This window comes from Flintibacter muris, assembly GCF_943192995.1.
In the GTDB taxonomy this organism is placed as follows: domain Bacteria; phylum Bacillota; class Clostridia; order Oscillospirales; family Oscillospiraceae; genus Lawsonibacter; species Lawsonibacter muris.
In genome coordinates, this window is record NZ_CALPCP010000004.1 from 33,626 (window position 1) to 51,452 (window position 17,827).

General features: G+C 37.4%; 15 protein-coding genes and 13 tRNA genes. All 28 read right to left on the bottom strand.

Annotated elements, in window-relative coordinates; translation table 11 throughout:
* Positions 1-31: 31 nt before the first annotated feature.
* Positions 32-1,102: a hypothetical protein gene (locus NFS22_RS05160; protein WP_251316666.1), complete on the bottom strand. Its 1,071-nt coding sequence runs from the start codon at positions 1,100-1,102 to the stop codon at positions 32-34.
* Between the two features lie 28 nt (positions 1,103-1,130).
* A complete protein-coding gene (locus tag NFS22_RS05165) occupies positions 1,131-1,709 on the bottom strand; it encodes a hypothetical protein (RefSeq protein WP_251316667.1) in 579 nt (192 codons plus the stop codon).
* A 23-nt stretch (positions 1,710-1,732) separates the two neighbouring features.
* The gene (locus tag NFS22_RS05170) at positions 1,733-3,175 is read right to left on the bottom strand and encodes a hypothetical protein (protein ID WP_251316668.1); all 1,443 of its coding nucleotides are present in this window, start codon (positions 3,173-3,175) and stop codon (positions 1,733-1,735) included.
* Between the two features lie 52 nt (positions 3,176-3,227).
* Positions 3,228-4,766 (bottom strand): hypothetical protein, encoded by a 1,539-nt coding sequence (locus NFS22_RS05175; RefSeq protein WP_251316669.1) that lies wholly within the window; start codon positions 4,764-4,766, stop codon positions 3,228-3,230.
* Between the two features lie 17 nt (positions 4,767-4,783).
* Positions 4,784-6,430 carry a hypothetical protein gene (locus NFS22_RS05180; protein WP_251316670.1) on the bottom strand — a complete coding sequence of 549 codons (1,647 nt, stop codon included), beginning with the start codon at positions 6,428-6,430 and terminating at the stop codon, positions 4,784-4,786.
* The gene (locus NFS22_RS05185; RefSeq protein WP_251316671.1) at positions 6,431-7,489 is read right to left on the bottom strand and encodes a hypothetical protein; all 1,059 of its coding nucleotides are present in this window, start codon (positions 7,487-7,489) and stop codon (positions 6,431-6,433) included.
* 25 nt (positions 7,490-7,514) lie between these two features.
* A tRNA-Asn gene (locus NFS22_RS05190) sits at positions 7,515-7,590 on the bottom strand.
* Between the two features lie 139 nt (positions 7,591-7,729).
* Positions 7,730-7,804, bottom strand: a tRNA-Pro gene (locus NFS22_RS05195).
* Between the two features lie 217 nt (positions 7,805-8,021).
* Positions 8,022-8,107, bottom strand: a tRNA-Leu gene (locus NFS22_RS05200).
* A gap of 11 nt (positions 8,108-8,118) precedes the next feature.
* Positions 8,119-8,349 (bottom strand): hypothetical protein, encoded by a 231-nt coding sequence (locus NFS22_RS05205; protein ID WP_251316672.1) that lies wholly within the window; start codon positions 8,347-8,349, stop codon positions 8,119-8,121.
* A gap of 21 nt (positions 8,350-8,370) precedes the next feature.
* Positions 8,371-8,444, bottom strand: a tRNA-Gln gene (locus NFS22_RS05210).
* Between the two features lie 75 nt (positions 8,445-8,519).
* Positions 8,520-8,595 (bottom strand) — tRNA-Cys (locus tag NFS22_RS05215).
* Positions 8,596-8,773: 178 nt separating this feature from the next.
* Positions 8,774-8,860 (bottom strand) — tRNA-Leu (locus NFS22_RS05220).
* A gap of 21 nt (positions 8,861-8,881) precedes the next feature.
* Positions 8,882-9,457 carry a sigma-70 family RNA polymerase sigma factor gene (locus tag NFS22_RS05225; protein ID WP_251316673.1) on the bottom strand — a complete coding sequence of 192 codons (576 nt, stop codon included), beginning with the start codon at positions 9,455-9,457 and terminating at the stop codon, positions 8,882-8,884.
* A gap of 25 nt (positions 9,458-9,482) precedes the next feature.
* Positions 9,483-9,558: transfer RNA gene (locus NFS22_RS05230), tRNA-Lys, on the bottom strand.
* 3 nt (positions 9,559-9,561) lie between these two features.
* Positions 9,562-9,637: transfer RNA gene (locus tag NFS22_RS05235), tRNA-Ala, on the bottom strand.
* Positions 9,638-9,639: 2 nt separating this feature from the next.
* A tRNA-Thr gene (locus NFS22_RS05240) sits at positions 9,640-9,715 on the bottom strand.
* Between the two features lie 5 nt (positions 9,716-9,720).
* Positions 9,721-9,797 (bottom strand) — tRNA-Asp (locus tag NFS22_RS05245).
* A gap of 86 nt (positions 9,798-9,883) precedes the next feature.
* Positions 9,884-9,962 (bottom strand) — tRNA-Met (locus NFS22_RS05250).
* A gap of 324 nt (positions 9,963-10,286) precedes the next feature.
* The gene (locus tag NFS22_RS05255) at positions 10,287-10,796 is read right to left on the bottom strand and encodes a class I SAM-dependent methyltransferase (protein WP_251316674.1); all 510 of its coding nucleotides are present in this window, start codon (positions 10,794-10,796) and stop codon (positions 10,287-10,289) included.
* A gap of 191 nt (positions 10,797-10,987) precedes the next feature.
* Positions 10,988-11,062: transfer RNA gene (locus tag NFS22_RS05260), tRNA-Glu, on the bottom strand.
* 123 nt (positions 11,063-11,185) lie between these two features.
* A tRNA-Phe gene (locus NFS22_RS05265) sits at positions 11,186-11,260 on the bottom strand.
* Positions 11,261-11,294: 34 nt separating this feature from the next.
* Entirely contained in the window at positions 11,295-11,567 is a 273-nt protein-coding gene (locus NFS22_RS05270) for an HU family DNA-binding protein (RefSeq protein ID WP_251316675.1), read from the bottom strand.
* 8 nt (positions 11,568-11,575) lie between these two features.
* Positions 11,576-12,763, bottom strand: a complete 1,188-nt coding sequence (locus NFS22_RS05275; RefSeq protein WP_251316676.1) for a hypothetical protein — start codon at positions 12,761-12,763, stop codon at positions 11,576-11,578.
* Positions 12,764-12,800: 37 nt separating this feature from the next.
* Positions 12,801-12,983 carry a hypothetical protein gene (locus NFS22_RS05280; RefSeq protein ID WP_251316677.1) on the bottom strand — a complete coding sequence of 61 codons (183 nt, stop codon included), beginning with the start codon at positions 12,981-12,983 and terminating at the stop codon, positions 12,801-12,803.
* Positions 12,984-13,017: 34 nt separating this feature from the next.
* Positions 13,018-13,845: a PhoH family protein gene (locus NFS22_RS05285; protein ID WP_251316678.1), complete on the bottom strand. Its 828-nt coding sequence runs from the start codon at positions 13,843-13,845 to the stop codon at positions 13,018-13,020.
* Between the two features lie 13 nt (positions 13,846-13,858).
* Entirely contained in the window at positions 13,859-14,497 is a 639-nt protein-coding gene (locus NFS22_RS05290) for an ATP-dependent Clp protease proteolytic subunit (protein WP_251316679.1), read from the bottom strand.
* A gap of 362 nt (positions 14,498-14,859) precedes the next feature.
* Positions 14,860-17,823 (bottom strand): hypothetical protein, encoded by a 2,964-nt coding sequence (locus NFS22_RS05295; RefSeq protein ID WP_251316680.1) that lies wholly within the window; start codon positions 17,821-17,823, stop codon positions 14,860-14,862.
* Positions 17,824-17,827 lie beyond the last annotated feature (4 nt).

Genomic DNA, 17,827 nt, shown 5'->3' on the forward strand with positions numbered 1-17,827 from the left:
TAACGCCTCCCAATATATATTTAGGATTTAATTAGGCCAAATCCCAATGCCCAATAAAGTCACTGGTAACAGCAGCCAAACCAGCCTTAACTTGAATCTGACCTTCAAGAGTCATATCCCTATTCTCACGATTATCAGTCGTTTCTTTCAGACGGGAATCGCCCTCAAACACAAACTTGATAGGCTTTGCATTGGTAGCCACAATCAAAATCTTAGTTGTAGACAGCATAAAGTCAAAAGTACCTTGCTTGAACACTTGCGGAATTGGCATCAGGTCATACCCCTCCCAACTGGAGATTACACCATTACGCTTGCGCTCTTCCTTTGCAGAATCAGGAATCCAGTTCTCATCAATATTCTTTTGCAGCTTTCGCAAAGCAGAACCAGTACCAACAATGACGGGCTTCACACCATTGGCGGTTTCAACCTTCTCAATCAGTTCAAGCAAATTATCACGTTCAGTATCAGTAGACAGCGCACCATGACCAACAAAACCCTCTGGAGACATATCAGCCATATCAGCAAACGCAGCGTACACAGCATTCTGGAACGCCTGCAAGAAGGACTTACGGGCTTTATCCATCAGCTTAGTCCAAGAATCAATGTTCTTCATAAAACGCTCAAACTCATTATAGAAATGAACCTCCCACCAAGAAGTTTCAACAGAGAAAGACTTGCCAATATCCATACGCTCACGAATAGTATCCCAATGGTTTCCGCTAAACTTAGAAACAATGAAATTACCATTATCCTCGGCATAAAATTCATTCTTATCACCCAAGTCAACACGAATAGTTTCAACAAAACGATTGAAGAACTCATTCTCACTCCAGCCTTCAGGTAAAGTCTGATCCAGAACAGTTTCAATAATTTCAAAAATTTCATTCTTGTACTTACGATAAGTACGATAATTATACTTCTCGCCATGCAGGACATCCTTTTCAAAACGTTCACGCATAACATCATCCATGCTACCAGCACTTGTATCAACATCCTTGGCAACATAATTAGCCACATCACCAGTATAAGTATCAATACCAAGTGCGATCAACTGCTGCTTCTCAGTAGAGAAATTAGCCAGCTTACTCATATCACAAGCCATATTCAATACCTCTCTTTCTTGTTTTCAATTAACCCACAATATCGTTCCGCAGAATCTCGATAAAGTAGATAATGTAAGGGCGACCATACTGCTTACCACCCTCAGTTTTCCAACCAAGGCCACGCTTTGCCGTACCGATAATCTTGCCAACAAAACCCTGACCAGTAGTATCGGCCTTCTCTACCATCTTCACGGTAGTCTTACCAGCCTCAACAATCACGTACTTGCCAATCTCAGGAGCATCGGCAGAACCATAGTTAATACCTTCCTTGCTCACAGCATACACATCACGGGCAATCAGATCATAACCACGGAAAGGACGATCAGCCTCATTGATATAGTTATAAAGAGCCTGATTAGTGCGCCGTGTCTCGTCATAATCCCACTCAGGATTTGCAACCAGTACAACACGATCCTTACCAATCAAATCAGCAGTAGGAGCCAAGAACTCATGAGTTTCAAGACCCTCCACATCATCAGCCAGATCACCAACATAGCCAATGTGACCATTCTCCACATCAACATCAGCAATCAGACTATACAAATGACCTCCACCACGAACAGCGGCAATCTTAGAAGTCTCAACGACAGTATAATTCTTATCCATAGTCTTAATCCCTCTCTTTCATTTTAATTAGTCTTTGTAGGCAGCACACCATAACGAGAATTTACCTCTGCCTGTGGTTTCTGTTCAAACACATCTGCGGTCAAAGGCGCACCACCATCTTTAGGCTTACGACTAAAGTTTGTATTCAAGTTTTTCTGTGTGAACATAATTGCACACTGACTCTGAATATCCTCAAGAGTGTATTTATCCCGATCTTTCTTCAACGCAGTATAATCAGCACTATCAGCCAAATGCTGATCAAACTTTCTAAACTCTGCATCCTTGGCGGCTTCAATAGCTGCGGCCTCACGCTGTTGCTCTGCAACAACATAAGCATCATACTTTGGCTTCATTTCATCCAACTCGTCCTTAACGGCAGTATAATTGGCCTCCGCCGTAGCCTTTTCCTCATTGGCTGCGTCCACCTGACCGCTCATATACGTAGCAACATCAGAAACAGCCTGTTCAAACACAAAAGGCGCAGAATCATCCGCACCTTCATCAAAATCAGCATATGTAGTTTTCTTCCGAGTAGCAGATGCAAAATCAACGCTAATCTTATCGCCATCCATAGTCATCTTCATACCATAAATACGATAATGGTCAGCACGATCCATAACAATTACTTCATCGCCCTGAACATCAACAAAACAATACTGAGAACATTCATAGCCCCAACTGTCACGATACTTCTTCTCGCCCAGCACAGCACGAATTTCATCAATCTGCTCCATCAAATTCAAGGTAAAATTAGCCTTTGGCATATTCTCACCTTCCTCACTTTCTTGATTTTCACTTGTCTTTTCAACAGACATACTATATTCTGTCAGTTTATTCTTAATTTCTTGAGCAATAGTCTGAGCAGTAAATTTAGATACAGCACCACTATCAATCATAGCTGGCTGAATTTTTTCATCTGTTGACGATAATAAGCAACATCCTTCAAACTTAAAACCTGTAAATGTGAATGTGCCATCATCATTTTCTTCGCCAGTGATTGAAGAAAGTTCTAATTCCATACTTTGCGGCTTGCCGCCATCACGCTCAAAAATTGTAACTGCATCATCAAATTTGCGCCATAAAATAGCATCAACTTGAAAAAACTCACGGCAAATTCCATCGGAACAAACTTTTTCAATCCAACGATAATTGCATGACTCTGGAATTACACCATAGGCAGAACCAGCATATACATAATCTTTACCGTTTTCACCTTTAACAGTCTTGTATTCATGACCTTGAAAGTCCAATTCTCCGTCTGGATTCAGAGCGATATACCCCAACACTGGAGTATTCATGATACTATCGGCATTAGCATCAACAACTTCCTTTTCAAAAATACTGCCGTTAAAATTCAAACCTGTATGTAGAACATCAATCGTAATGGCAAGAAAACGAGAATCTTCAGTATCTACACAACTATTGATCGTAAATGCAACTGGCAACCTATTTCGTTCATGACCCACTTTCCTCATCACCGCCTTTCTATAAAGATTTTAATAACACCAAAAGGTGATATTAACGATTCAAATTGGCATCGCTATCTTTTGTAGCTTCGCCTTCTTCAGATAAATCAATCCCCCTACTTTCATTTGTAGGGCGACCACCTGAAACATCTTCACCAGTAGATGTATAAGAAGTTGCTAAAGGAATATATTCCTCGTGCAATTTCAAAACATGATTTTCCAAGAAAATGCTGCCAAGCTGTCTACTTGGTGACTTTCCTAATGCAACACCATAATCAATCTTAAAAGGCTCACCATTTTGTGCAGCTTTCAAAAATGCGTCTGCAACTTCATTCCGATTGAAAACAGTAGAATCATGAATTCTCAATGCAAATTTATATGCTGGTTTATTATATTTGCGCAACTTTATAAACCGTGTAAAATATCTTTCACACTGTCTGTAAAAGGCATAAATAAAAGCGGCATCATTCTCAAGAGACAGCTTAAACGCTGTTCCAGACGATCCGCTGTTAAACATTTCACTTGATACACCAGCATTATCATAAATATTCTTAATTGCATCACTCAAATTATTTGCATTATTTGTGTTGTCCTTAAAACTTACCGCAGTAGCTTTACCCGGAGCATGAATCAAACCAATATCATCAGGCATATTAGCTTTATTCATTTCCGCAAATACAGCCAATGTCTCATCTGTCAAAAGCGGCTTATCAACATAGTTTTCATCAATAGGAATTTCAATCACAATGGCCTTATAGTTATCTACTCTGGCCTTTTGCATCTTCAATTTCTTATAAACATCCAAATCAAGAATATCCTTAACCAAGGCCAGTAGCAACGGCATTGGATACAAACACGATTCATTCAACTTAAAGCATACCTGTTTATCTGCTGGAGGAATATACCACCCATCAAAATAATCATCACCGTTTCTATATTCAATGTATGCTTGTTGAACATATGTAGGATAAGTAGCAATCTCTAATGGATCAATACCACTCAAACGAATTCTAAAATTGAAAACGCCATCTTGAATTTGCCGAATTTTACAAATTGAAGGATTCAACTTATGAATAAAAAAATCATAGCTATCTTCAAAAATCAAACCATAGAAAACATCCTCTACAATAAGCGTACTCATAATTTTGAACATTTCATGTTTGAATCCCATTTTTTCAAATTCAGAACAAACACTTGCGAAAGAATCTCGTAGCTTATTCATTTTTTCTTCCGAATCTAACTCGCTTGTTTTTGCATCATACACATCAATGTTATAATTGAATAAGCCCATTTTTGAAAAATAGTTATTAAGTCTCATATAAAATTGAGATGTACCCATAAGCTGGCGACTAACATCAATAATCATATTTGAATGAGCCGCTGGATTATTCAAAGCATCTTGTATTCGTTCAATAGGATAACTACCAATCTTATATGATTTTAATACTTCCGTATTTGCACACAAATCATGAACCATAAGCCTTCTAAATGCACCTAAGTCAAGACGGCCTTTGCCACTGACAGCATCTTCAAATGATTTTGAATCTCTGTCATAATCCAGCTTAGAATAAATTACCTTTGTTTTTGACACTTAATCACCATCCTTCCTTAATACATTCTCGGCTTACGATTCAATGCTTGTAGCCGCTTTGCAAAAGATTTCATGTCAACATCGCTTTTGTTATTATCAGTTTCTTCAACCTTGATAATAAAATACAATAAGTAAGCCGTTGCTGAAAATCTATCCTTGTCAAACTTTCCAACGACTTTTTCAACAGATAGATTTTTACCATTTTGAACAAGTTTCAAATTGCCTACTTCTTGGAAGAACAATTCTTCTTGAACATATGGCATAACCTTTGAATTCAAATCTTCATCTGTACGAATTGAATAATCATCGCCGCCATTTCTACTTTCAAGAAATTTTAGCATACACGAATCAATAACATTGATAAAATTTGAAAGAATTTGTGTCTGACAAGATTGTGCTTTAAGATCATATAAACACTGTTCTGCCTTTGGAGACTCTGGTTCTGCGGTAGTATTCATAGTATCCCATGCAGGATATGTTTCTCCAGTAAGCGGATCAAAATTTGACTTCATTAATTCATCAATTAATCCAGAACCAAGGCCATTACCATCAACAACAACTTTTCGTGCATGATACCGCTTTCTAACACGCTTTACCATTATTGCTTGCGTTGAAAAATTCAAAGTATTTGACATATGAATAAGATTGACTAACTGAATTTCAGTTATCTTTCCATCTGTCCCACGAATTACTTTTCCAACAGCAATAGATGATTGGTTGTTACTCTTGTTCTGAGAACGAGCAACGTCAACACCTAAATAGTATTCATCTTCATCGCTTGTTGCATTTACTTCTGGTGCTGTAAGCGTTCGACAATTCATAAGACGATTGATATTAACAAGCGCACCTGTAGAACTACCAACCCAATTACCGCCGTAGTTCATATCAAAAGCAATAGGAGACATATCCTTTTTCTTTTTTAGAATTGTACTTTTGCTTGATCCACGCCCATACCAACAGCCCAGCATCCAGTTAGACCCTAAAACAATCTTTCCATTCAAATCTCTCATGTCATGAAACATTGCCAAATTTCTATTGTACTCATCCGAACCTCTAAATCCGGGAGTTGTATAGAAATTGATCTGCTGATTTAGTTCCTCTGGATTTACGATTGCCAGCTTACCACAAGTAGTACGACCAACTTCAACAACAGGTTCCAACGCATCTTCAAAGATAACATTATCCATCAAGTTAGATTCTTCAATACTAATTCTTTTTCTACGTTGACCTTTACTTGTTTGTGCATTTGCTAATGCGTCAATTCTTGCACCATTTCTAAATACAATAAGAGCATCACCTTTAATAAAACTGGTTTTTACAATTTCTTTTGCCAACATTGGATAATAACGAACAAGTTCATTATATTTATCTTTAAGCAATGCTGCGGCGTTCTCTTTTGTTTGCGCAGTTAATGATAGTTCAATGTTAGGATACCGAATACAAACAATAACCATGTTTGCAAATTCAAGAAATGTCTTTCCATATCCTCGATTGAAACAACCATGTTCGCTGAAAAATCTTGTTCCTGCTCTCATAAACACACGCTGATCAGTGTGCAGCTTAATCGCTCCTTCTTCTGGAGCCATTAAATCAAGGGCCAAATCTGGATACCAAATCCACCAACTTGCAAAATATTCAGCTTTCCTAATTTCTTCAGAAGTCATTTACTCACCATCCCCATAATAATCAGGAGGCAATTTAATGAATTCCTCAATATTTTTGCGATTAGATAAAGTTGGATCATCCTCAAAAATCCCACCAAGATCGCCATATTGCTTTATATATTCCGCAACCTTTTCATCATAGAATTTATATACGTCAGAATACTCAACTTCTGGCTTTCCTTCCAAGCGGCGACAATAATTCACATAGCACCAAATAATAAAATCTGGAGCATCATTTGCCCTGTACTTAAATTCAGGCAGTATTCTTGTAACATCCTGAACTCGTTCAAACTTTTGAAAAAACTCAGAAAAGCAAGTGACACCACCTTGAACATCAATAGCATTCAACTGTTTAAGTGCTTCAGAAGCCAACTTAGACCATTTTTCTGCGTCTGCAATGCCGCCAGAACTGGTTGCTATTTCTTCCTTTGCAGCAAACCTAACATATCGCAAAAGTAGATTCTTTTGACTGCTTGAAATATTCGGATAATCTTGTTTACTATCTTCATAAATTCGTTTCATTGTTTGATATTCTTTTGCAGTATATCCTTCACCAAACAAACGAATTACATCCTCAGTAACAACAAAATCTTCATCAGATAAATAATAAACTTTTTCGGCGTTCATTGACTTTCGCCGTGAACTTTCAATAGCGGATTCTGAACCACCACTAAAATTACTATCTTTCCAAGTTTTATTTCTATGTTGCTGTAAAGAAATGTTTTTCAAATACTTTCCAATAATGCCATCATTAGATACATCATCGGAACCAATATTTTTCTTTACTTCTTCTTCAGATTTATCCCACAATGCTTGAATAAAAGGTTTATCTAATTGACGCAATAGCGATTTGAAATTTTCAATATCAAACTCACCATCATCATTATAGCAAGCATTCCTAATACAATCTTTGCACATAGGGATTCTTCCATCTTTATGCAATGGATTATAACTTACAAAAAAGTCACGTGTAATCGACTTTTCTTTCCCACAAGCAGAACATACCTTTTTAACAACTGGTTTTCTGGCAGTATTAGAACTGCCTGTTTTTCTCGCCATACTGCCACCTCACTTATAATTATTTTGGCTCCTGCGGCTGGACTCGAACCAGCGACTCCTTAATTAACAGTCAAGTGTTCTGCCAACTGAACTACACAGGAATATAAAAAGACCAAGGACTATTAATCCTTGGTCTTTACGTTAGATTCACCAGAATTGCACTGGAGCGGCTGCAACCGTGACCCTTATCTAACACAGATCATATTACATTTTGGAGGAAATGTGTAAACAAGAATACTCTGGTCTGGATATTCAGACTCGAACTGAAACCTACATGATCCCAAATCATGCGCTCTACCATTAAGCTACATCCAGATAAATCCACAATAGGCCGAGCGACACTTCGGCATCTCCTTTTCGCCAGTACGCACAATCTGGCATGGTGATAGCTGCCCATTCTATCCTCTATTGTGGTATTGCTGTCTAAAACAATTACTTTTCAATGTGCCTTGTCAAGTCATATTGTAACTCCAGCAACAAAGTTTGTTATAGCAAAGAAAGGGAGAACATCACACCGCTTACCCAAGGCGGCTGGTACGGGAGAAGGGGATCGAACCCTCACGACCACAGGCCAGCGGATTTTAAGTCCGCATCGTCTACCAATTCCGACACTCCCGCATATAAACTATTTACTCATCCCAAGGAACAAGATCATACAAATCAACTGGCGAATTTGCTGTTCTAATCTTTATAAATCCTTTATCAACAACTTTCCATAAAGTAAATTTCATCTTTTCTACATTCTGGCTGATCTGATATTTCTGACCAGATTTTGTCATACATAACACGCCAGCACCATTATCAGATGTAGGAATATTTTTTACAATCTTTTCAGTTATTTCTTCTGCTTTCTTTCTCATAAAGTACCTACCTTAAAAATATGGCAGGGGTAGTAGGAATCGAACCTACGATCAAGGAGTCAAAGTCCTCAGCCTTACCGCTTGGCTATACCCCTATATAAAATCCCGCTGCGTTGCAAGCCGCCTTCACGTCACAGTGAAATGTACTAAGACCATTGTAATACGGGATATGGAGACATTGGTGGGATTTGAACCCACGATCATAGTTTTGCGGACTATTGCCTTACCAATCTTGGCTACAATGTCATGTCCTGATTATTCAGGACTATTTAATTACTTGAGATTCCGCATAGTCGATTGAAGCCGCTTTCCCTTGGCTTCTTCACCTCCCGGCATTTACAGTCCAAAGAATTTCTCCACCTCCACGCAAATGCGCCCTTTGTTCAACCCGGCGCACTCTGCTGACCACAGAGTTTTCTTTATTTGGTGCTGGTAGTGGGACTTGAACCCACACGGTATTGCTACCAACAGATTTTGAGTCTGCCACGTCTGCCAATTCCATCATACCAGCGAATGTTACTTCTTCATACTATTAAACGCCAACTAATGCAAGAATTTCATTTTTTACACTTCTGCACTTAAAGCAATCATCTGAACTATTTCTCGTATTTGGACGTTTTTTCGCTTTATACGCTTCCCCAATTTTAAAAAGTCTATTTTTAACATACTGATAACTATACCCTATTTTCTTTGCAACATCTCTATATGAATCACCTTCTAAGCGATACAAAAGAATTTGCAAATCAACAAGGCACATTTTTTCAAGAAACCATTGTATATAAGGAATAGACTCCATGTGTTCATTTGAAAAATCACTTGGTAATACAGATTCCAAATTTACATTTTCGCCATCAGCTATTGGTGCTTCAAAAGATATTGTTTGAACTTTGCGTTTGTCTGCTCTGATTGTTATTCCACATTCATTAAACATACACTTATACGCATATGTTGCAAACGAACTACCTTTTGATTCATCATAGCTTTGTGCTGCTTTACACAAACCGATTGCAGCATCACCATAAAAATCTTCGCTTAACTTGTATTTATGTAAAAATCCATAAATCAAATTATGATTTTCTTCAACTATGCGAGTATGTTCAGCAAGCATTTTTATTACGCTCCTTAAAAATTTATGGTGTCCCAAGCGGGACTCGAACCCACGACAGACAACTTAAAAGGCTGCTACTCTACCATCTGAGTTATTGGGACATATGGTGGAGCCAGTGAGGATCGAACTCACGACCTTCTGCTTGCAAAGCAGACGTTCTACCAACTGAACTATGACCCCATTGGAGCCACTGACAGGACTCGAACCTGCAACCTGCGCATTACAAGTGCGCTGCACTACCAGTTGTGCTACAGTGGCAAATATGGCGACCTCGAAGGGACTTGAACCCTCGACCTCCAACGTGACAGGCTGGCGTTCTACTCTTCTGAACTACGAGGCCATTTTAATAAAGTGGTAAAAGGGACTTGAACCCTATCCCACTAACCCATTATGGGTTAGTATGCTATCCACCTACAACATACCACATGGTTGCGGAGATGGGATTTGAACCCATGATTTCCAACTTATGAGGATGGCGAGATAGACCAGACTTCTCTACTCCGCAATATATAAAGCAAGCGGTGGTTTATGGGCTATATGACGAGAACACCACAAAACTTTCATACCCCGTATACACTTGCTTATTTACTAATCAGCTAATTTCAAAAGAATTTTTGCATGAGTTGGATCGGATAATGTAAATCCAAAATCTTTCCAAACTTGATCCCTAAGAAATGGAAGTGTATAATGTTCAAAATATATAACTTCATACTTTGTAGGAATCTTACTCAGAAATTCTTCAATGCTATGTGGGAAATAATTTTCTCTAACTTCTCGATCCCAATTTTCCACATAACGATAAGTCAATAGGTAATGTAAAAAATTTTTGTTACTGGTCAACCCCCCCATTAAAAGCCTCAAACTCTGAAATCTTATCAGGATTTTCACGCTGAAGAACTTTTGCTAAAGAAATAGGATTGGTTGGATGACAAGAATGTTTAGAATAAAACATATCTCGAATTGCAATGTATGCTGCCCCACTATCAAAAATATTCCGATAATCCCATTCAACATCGGGCGAATACGCATGAATTTCATGGAATACAGACGAAGCATTTAAAACAGCATTATGCAAATTAGATTTCGGATCAGTTGAAAGGAGATCGGCATTAGGAACATTTTGTTTGGCAATATCAATCATTTCTTGACTAATATCATAACCATCTAATTTCATGCTCGGACAGATTTCGCCAACCATTTTTAGTAACGATCCATCTGCACAACCATAATCATAAATGGTACTTATACTGCCATCAATCTTATCTAAAAACCAAATCTTATCCAGCATACTTTTTCGCATTCCATCATTATAAACACTCATATTTGCAATCGGAGTCATTTCTACATCTACCTTTTTAACTTATTTGTAGTTATCACCGTACAGTTTCTCTCTGTATTAACCGATACGGTGATCACATCGGAATGATATTACATCTTAGTGTCTATCCACAGTCATAGGGCTTAATGATAGCCCACACAGCACATCTCGGTTTAACTGACCCAACCGAACATTTGCTCTCAAAACGGCACTGGTAGGGTGTACGGGACTCGAACCCGTGATGCCGCCGTGAAAGGGCGGAGTCTTAACCACTTGACCAACACCCCATATTAGAAATGTTGCTATTTAACTTTGTTTGCGTCAGGTTTATTTCTTCACCTGACACTACTTATTATAATTAGAAATATTGTTATTGTCAAGAGATTTTTAAATTTTGTTTCAAAAAATTTTGGTGGGAGAAAAAGGACTCGAACCCTTTCCCTTTGGGCTTCAACCAAATGCTCTGCCTGTTAAGCTATTCTCCCATACCGGGCAGGAGGGACGATCCTCCTGCACCAATCATTTGACACAATCTGTCAGAGAATTACCGGGACGAATTTTTACAAAATCATGTGCTGGAATTACTTTCCTATCTTTTGTTCCAAATCCATGCCCAACATACTCTTTCTTCTCTCTGCGTTCAATCTTCATAAACCCATATAATGAAACAGAATCACCATTACTAATTGCATTTACAATCGCTGCCTCATATGCGTCCATAAAAGTTGCAACATCCTTTTTAGATTGTTCTGTTCTACTTGCAATATCTGCGATTAATTCATTTCTATTCATATACCACCTCACAATTTAATTGCATACTCAATAGATTTTCCCTTACCTTTTTCAAAAACAAGGAATGTTGCTCCAGCATTTGAGGTTTTATGAATAGACAAAGAATAATCATCAACGCCGATAATACTTGGGACATTGATCACTTCCTGATTAATACCCACAGTTTCACTACGAGAATGATGTTTGTGACCAGCAATCAGAAAGTCAAGCTGAACACGATATATCTGCGAAAAATCTTTAATGGCCTGTTCCATACTTTTCACTTCACCATGAATACCAAGTAACTTATATCCAAGAATATCAGCATAAATGTACCCTGTCGGATTCTTGGTAAAAGTAAAATTAGGATTGTTCACAAGCCTTGTAGTAATAATTGCTTCTACCACAAGACTCATATTTTCTTTTGTAAATGTACCTTTGGGCTGACCAAGCATACGTAATTCTGTATGATTTCCATTAGTAGTCTGAAATTCAACTTCAACGTATTTGCTCAATTCATTCAGCCAGTTTGAAATAAAATCCGCATATCGAACAGTACCCTCTACTACGCCATACCGAAGCTGCATTAACTGTTTAACCCTAAGTAAACCATCCTCAAAATCGCCTAATGAAAATACATGGATTCTTGAAAAACCTTCTTTTCTAACAATAGAAATAGTTTGATCTAACAAATTCCACATTCTATTTTCAAATATTTCAGGACTATAAGAGTTAATTACCTCATTACTGAGGCCACGAATTTCAAATTCAGTACCATAGTGTTCATCACCAAATAACAAAACACCTTCTCTGTCAGACAATTCAGTATAAATTGGATCAGGAATCACTAAAGGTTTCAACTGTGCAACTGCTTGACAAATATGCTCTACAATCAATTCATCACGAGCATTTTCACGTAGCCAACGATTTAATTCTAACTTTTCAGTTTGAACTTTGTAGCGTTCTTTTTGTAATTCACGCATTTGAACAGTTGCTTCGGTGGGAGTAACAGTGGAACTTTCTTGCGGATTTTTAATCCAACCAGCCTCCAAATACTCATAGAACAATTTTGCTCCCTTACGAATTGTATCACGGTGTTCATCCTCACCTGTATGTTCAGCACGTAAGTCCGCTATATCCTGCCATTCAATAGCAGGATCAGTCAAACGTTGAGAGAGCAAATCAAACTGTCGGCTTAAAAACTCTGCTTGTTCCAACTGTTATCACTCCCTTCTAAGGGCAAATATTTTACCCTTAATCTTCGCTTGCAGAATCATCACCCTTTACATCTGCATCAGGCGCATAATCCATACACTCTTCCATTGTCAGTGTAATCATCATATCCTTCTTTGCGCTCTCATGAAACTTCATCAGAGGCTTCAGCTTTTCACAAACCATATAATGGTCACAACGTTCACACATAAAGTTGTTAATCATAACATCTCTCCTTTTGATTATAATTATTGTTATTTTAATCAAGCAAATCAGCCATTGCTGCTGTTTCACTTCGCTCAGTCTTGAGAAACTTGACATAGCCAAACCGCTTATGTCCTTTGAGCCGATCTACAGCAATCATAAGCCCATTATTTTCCGCAAATGTTTTATGATCTGTCTGTTTATAGTCACCGTTTAACCAAAGAGCAGAACCATCACCAACACGGCCTAAAAGAAGCTGAACGTGTTCCTTCGTCATATTCTCAGCTTCGCTACACATGATAATCGTATGCTTAATATCACGTCCACGAATAAAACCTAAGTGTTCAACCTCGACCTTGCCTTCATCCATTAATGATTCAAGTCCGTCAACTCCGCCAACATGATCTGCCAGCGGCATTGCAAACGGTAACAGCTTATCAAACGCATCACCCGGCAAAAATCCAAGTGGCTTAGAATTTTTGACCTCAACATTATTCCGAACCCACATAATCCTATCATACTTTCCCTGCAACACTAAATCCAGTGCTGCTGATGCCATAAGATAGTCTTTACCAGATCCAAAACAACCAGATAGAATTTTTACTGTAATATCATCATTATAAAGCAAATCCATAGCAAGTCGCTGTTGGGGATTTCTTGGCTTAATATTTCCAGTATAAGAATTCTTGATTGCCTTGTAAGCAACGGGAACATATGTAGAACCATTCCATTGATAAAAGTCCTTAACCTGACCCTCAATGTCATAAATCAAAACATATTCATTTTGCAGACAATCGAAAATGTTATCGTTACGATTTCCATAAAAATCATTTAAGCGTGAATCATCACACATAATTTCCTGAAATCCACGGTATTCATCCATATCCTAACCACCTTTACAGAATTTCGTCAAGGCTACAATCCTCGCCAATAATATAGTCGCAGAATCCCTTCTCCTTGGCCTCATCTGCAAACAAATACCACTCAACACGAAGTTTGCTATCATATTCCTCAGACGTAATCTTGCTTCTGGACAAAACATATGCCTTAATTCTCTGCTCAATGCGCTTATTAAATTCCATTTGATCTTGCGCCTTTGCACCAGAATTAATAACAAAATTTGTTCCATCGTGCATCAAAAACTTAGCTGTCTTAGACGCATAACGCTTGTGTCCTGCAAGGCCAATCAGGAATCCCATAGAATATTGATAACCAAGATTAATTGTGTAAACAGGTGTCTTACTTTGGAGAATTACATCAACCAGTTCAAACCCCGGATCAATAGAACCGCCATTAGAAGAACAATACAGTAGAATTGGCTTACGATCCTCAACAGGTTTGCCCTTATCATCTGCATTATACTGGAGGATATGTCGTACCACATTATCAATGACACATTCATCAATATCTTCATTAAGATACAGCTTTCTATTTTGCAAATTACGCAAATAGAAAAGTTCATCGACCCCCCAAGATTTCAGAACTGCCCCTTCATCGAAGCTGCAATCAATATCATAAAATCCACGTTTGCTCATAAACTTACCTCCATCAATGACGGTATCTGCGCTTATTGCGCTCACGTTCCTTGTCAATCTGCTTACAGATTGAAGCTGCCGCATAGTTACTATCAACAATCAACCGCAAATACTTTTCGGCCTCTGGCAGATAATAGTGATGCCGCTTGCTTTTCTGGATACAGGTTCTTACAATCTCCGCACGAGGGAACACCTCACGCACACGCTCCGATTCTGCCTTAGTAATAGAAATCAAAATATTCAGTCCTTTACAATAAATTTTTGGGTTAGAGTTATCCTTCCCTTATCTTTTTTAAATTTTCCTTAGAATCTCCCCAAAATGGGGAAATTCTAAAGCCTAACAAAAAACGAAGTATCAAAATTTACCCCCATTTTTGCGAATTTTGAACGAGTTCAAGGGAATAAGTGAAATCATAAATGTGTATATTTCCATCCGCTGACTCTTTTAACTTGCATATTTGAGTTCTGCTTTGCTCTAACAAATCATAAAACTGCCCGTCTTTTGATTGAAAACATACATAGAACAAGAATTTAGATATTTTCGACAATTCTTTTGACTCAATCACAGCTAACAAATGCCTCATTGTTTTTAAATCAAGTGTCATTGAGTTTATATATCGAACACATTCATCTTTTAAACAGTCTGCTATTTTTCGTTTTTCTGACAATGATAATTCTTCGCTATTCCAAATATCATTGCAACTTTGTTTAAACTCATTTGCACAATCAATAATTCTTTTTACTTGATATGATCTTACTTGTCCATTTAATTTATATGCTGGTATCAAGCACGAACTAAAGGGTAATCCTTCGATTTTACTACCATTTTTTGACCTAACGTTTCTAAATCTATTAATACAGAGTTCTAAATAATCCATACTTGTTTCATGTTTCTTATATGTCATTCTCCCACGTTCTACGGTAACATTTTCATTGTCTTTCAATTTTTTTGCTTCTTTATAACTTTCCACAACTCCTTGTTTAACATATTCTCCATCTTCTTCTACATAAATGTAATATCCATCACGATAACCCTTATAACCATCAATATATCTAAAAAATAGCGGTCTTATATGTCTACCTTTCTTATCACGTAAATCATACTTTTTCTTTAAACATTGTAACTCAAAAGTATTATCGGCAGGATTTTCCCTCTTTGCTGAATCAATCTCCAGATTACTCATAACATCCAACTGTGCAATGTCACAATATAGTTCCATAACACTATCAATACTGGCTCCATGATATAGACGATCCCAAAGAATAGAATTCAACTCCTGCGAAAGATTAATGATCTCGCCAATTTTATTAATACTCGTTTTTATATCCAAATCAGCTTTATCAATGTCTGTGTATTTTCTTTGCCGAGTTTCGGATTCAACTAATTTTGTTGGAACAGGAAAACGATCATAATTTCGCTTGGCTGCTTGAACCAGTATCTCATTATCTGTAAGCATAACAGTATCACTATCAAAATCTGCTCCAGATAACCGTTCCAAGATATTTTCATTAATACTATTGATATATACGATCTCTTTTGTAGGATTCATATATCTATTAATTTCTGAACGCAACACATTTCGAGTAACAAGTATGTTCCCCATAGTCACGTGTGGACTTCGAGAACCAAGTAATTCTTTATGATTTTCAAAACGTGTACTATGAACCGTCCCCTTTTCTATAACAGAACTGCCATCAAACACTCCAATAGCCTGTTTAAGCATTTCAATCGGATTTCCACAAATGGTACTGTAATTACCCTGCACAAGCAAATGGCCCAATCTCAGATTTTTTATAAAAGATTTTACAAGATCATCTCTAAACTGTTGATATATCTTTGTTTCAGCAAACTTGTCTGTAAGCCCAAGCATTCTGTATATTATGTCGTTTTTAGATGTAATTGCTTTGTTGTAAAAATCCTCATTAAAACTCTGATATTGATACCCAATCTGATGCCGCATTACAGCAATATCAATTTTAATCATTCTTGCATAATCCAAAGACGGTTTTACCAATCGTTCAACTTCATCATATGTCATCTGCAAAGTATTCAATAACTGATAATGAGTCTGCACCATGCGTCCATTAAAAAAATGTGTCGGCTTTTCATGCTTTACTACACCAAACGTAGACTCCAAAGTATTAAGCCAATCTTCTAACTTCCCAAATTTCACATATTTAATTGAACTTAGAGTAGTAATCAACTTAATATCTTCAATTCTTTTAGCTGTAGTTACACCGTTCAACTGGCCTACATCGGTTATACCATTATCCGAAAACCACTGTTGGATATTGGCATTAAAACAACACGACTTGAAAAATCTGGCACGAAGCAAGAGCATACCATGTTCACGTACATCAGGATTAGTTTTCTGCTGTTGCTTTTGAAAATCCAGAAATACGCTTCGATCCATAAGGGACTGACCATCCCAAATGCTATTACCGATTTCTACATCCTCAACCTTGGATACCAGTCTACCATCAACAAACCGTGTTGCTACAACCCTATCCCTAAAAACACTCTTATAATCTTTTACTACCAGAATGTTTTCAGGATGAATTTGAATTGTATCAATAATACTACTTAATGTTAAAGCGATGTATGGCTCCAACGCAGCAAGATCAATGTCTTGTCCCCTTTTCACTTTAATGCCACACATTTCCCACTTGTGCATTTGTCGATAAAGTCTTTCATCAATAAAAAGACACTTTCCTACACGACTTGAACCAGCACTCCGTTTGAATCGTACATACCTAATTCCATCACAAAGAAAACCATTTTTATAAAGTTCTTCTCGAATGTTAGCAACACTATTAAGAATTGGAATATTAGATTTGGCCTTATACATTCCATCTTCATAATAAAAGCACTTCCCAAGAACATCATTAGGTACAGGATTCTCCACTTGTATATCAACTTCAATGCCAACTAAAACTCCGTCCTGCATTGCAATACAATCTTTGAATAACAAATCTTCATAAGCATAACCAAATTTGACATAAACACCGTTCCGAATTCTATTGAATGCTTTGTTGTTGTATTTAAAAGTCACATTGATTACTCTCTGCGTATAATCTTTGCCATTCTTATTAAATGAAAAATCTCTCCGCCGATATACACTTTCATATACTTCCTGCATCTTAATCAAATCCAGACTATAATCAAGCGTATTGATAAATCTCTTTAAATTCAAATCACCATTCTGATCTCGCAGCTTATATCCAATTTTCAATCCCTTATCATTCACCTTGGGAACTAAATAGCTATTTGATATGTAAATATCTTTCCCGTCTAATGATGGAATGTGAACGCCGCTTTCAAGCATTTAA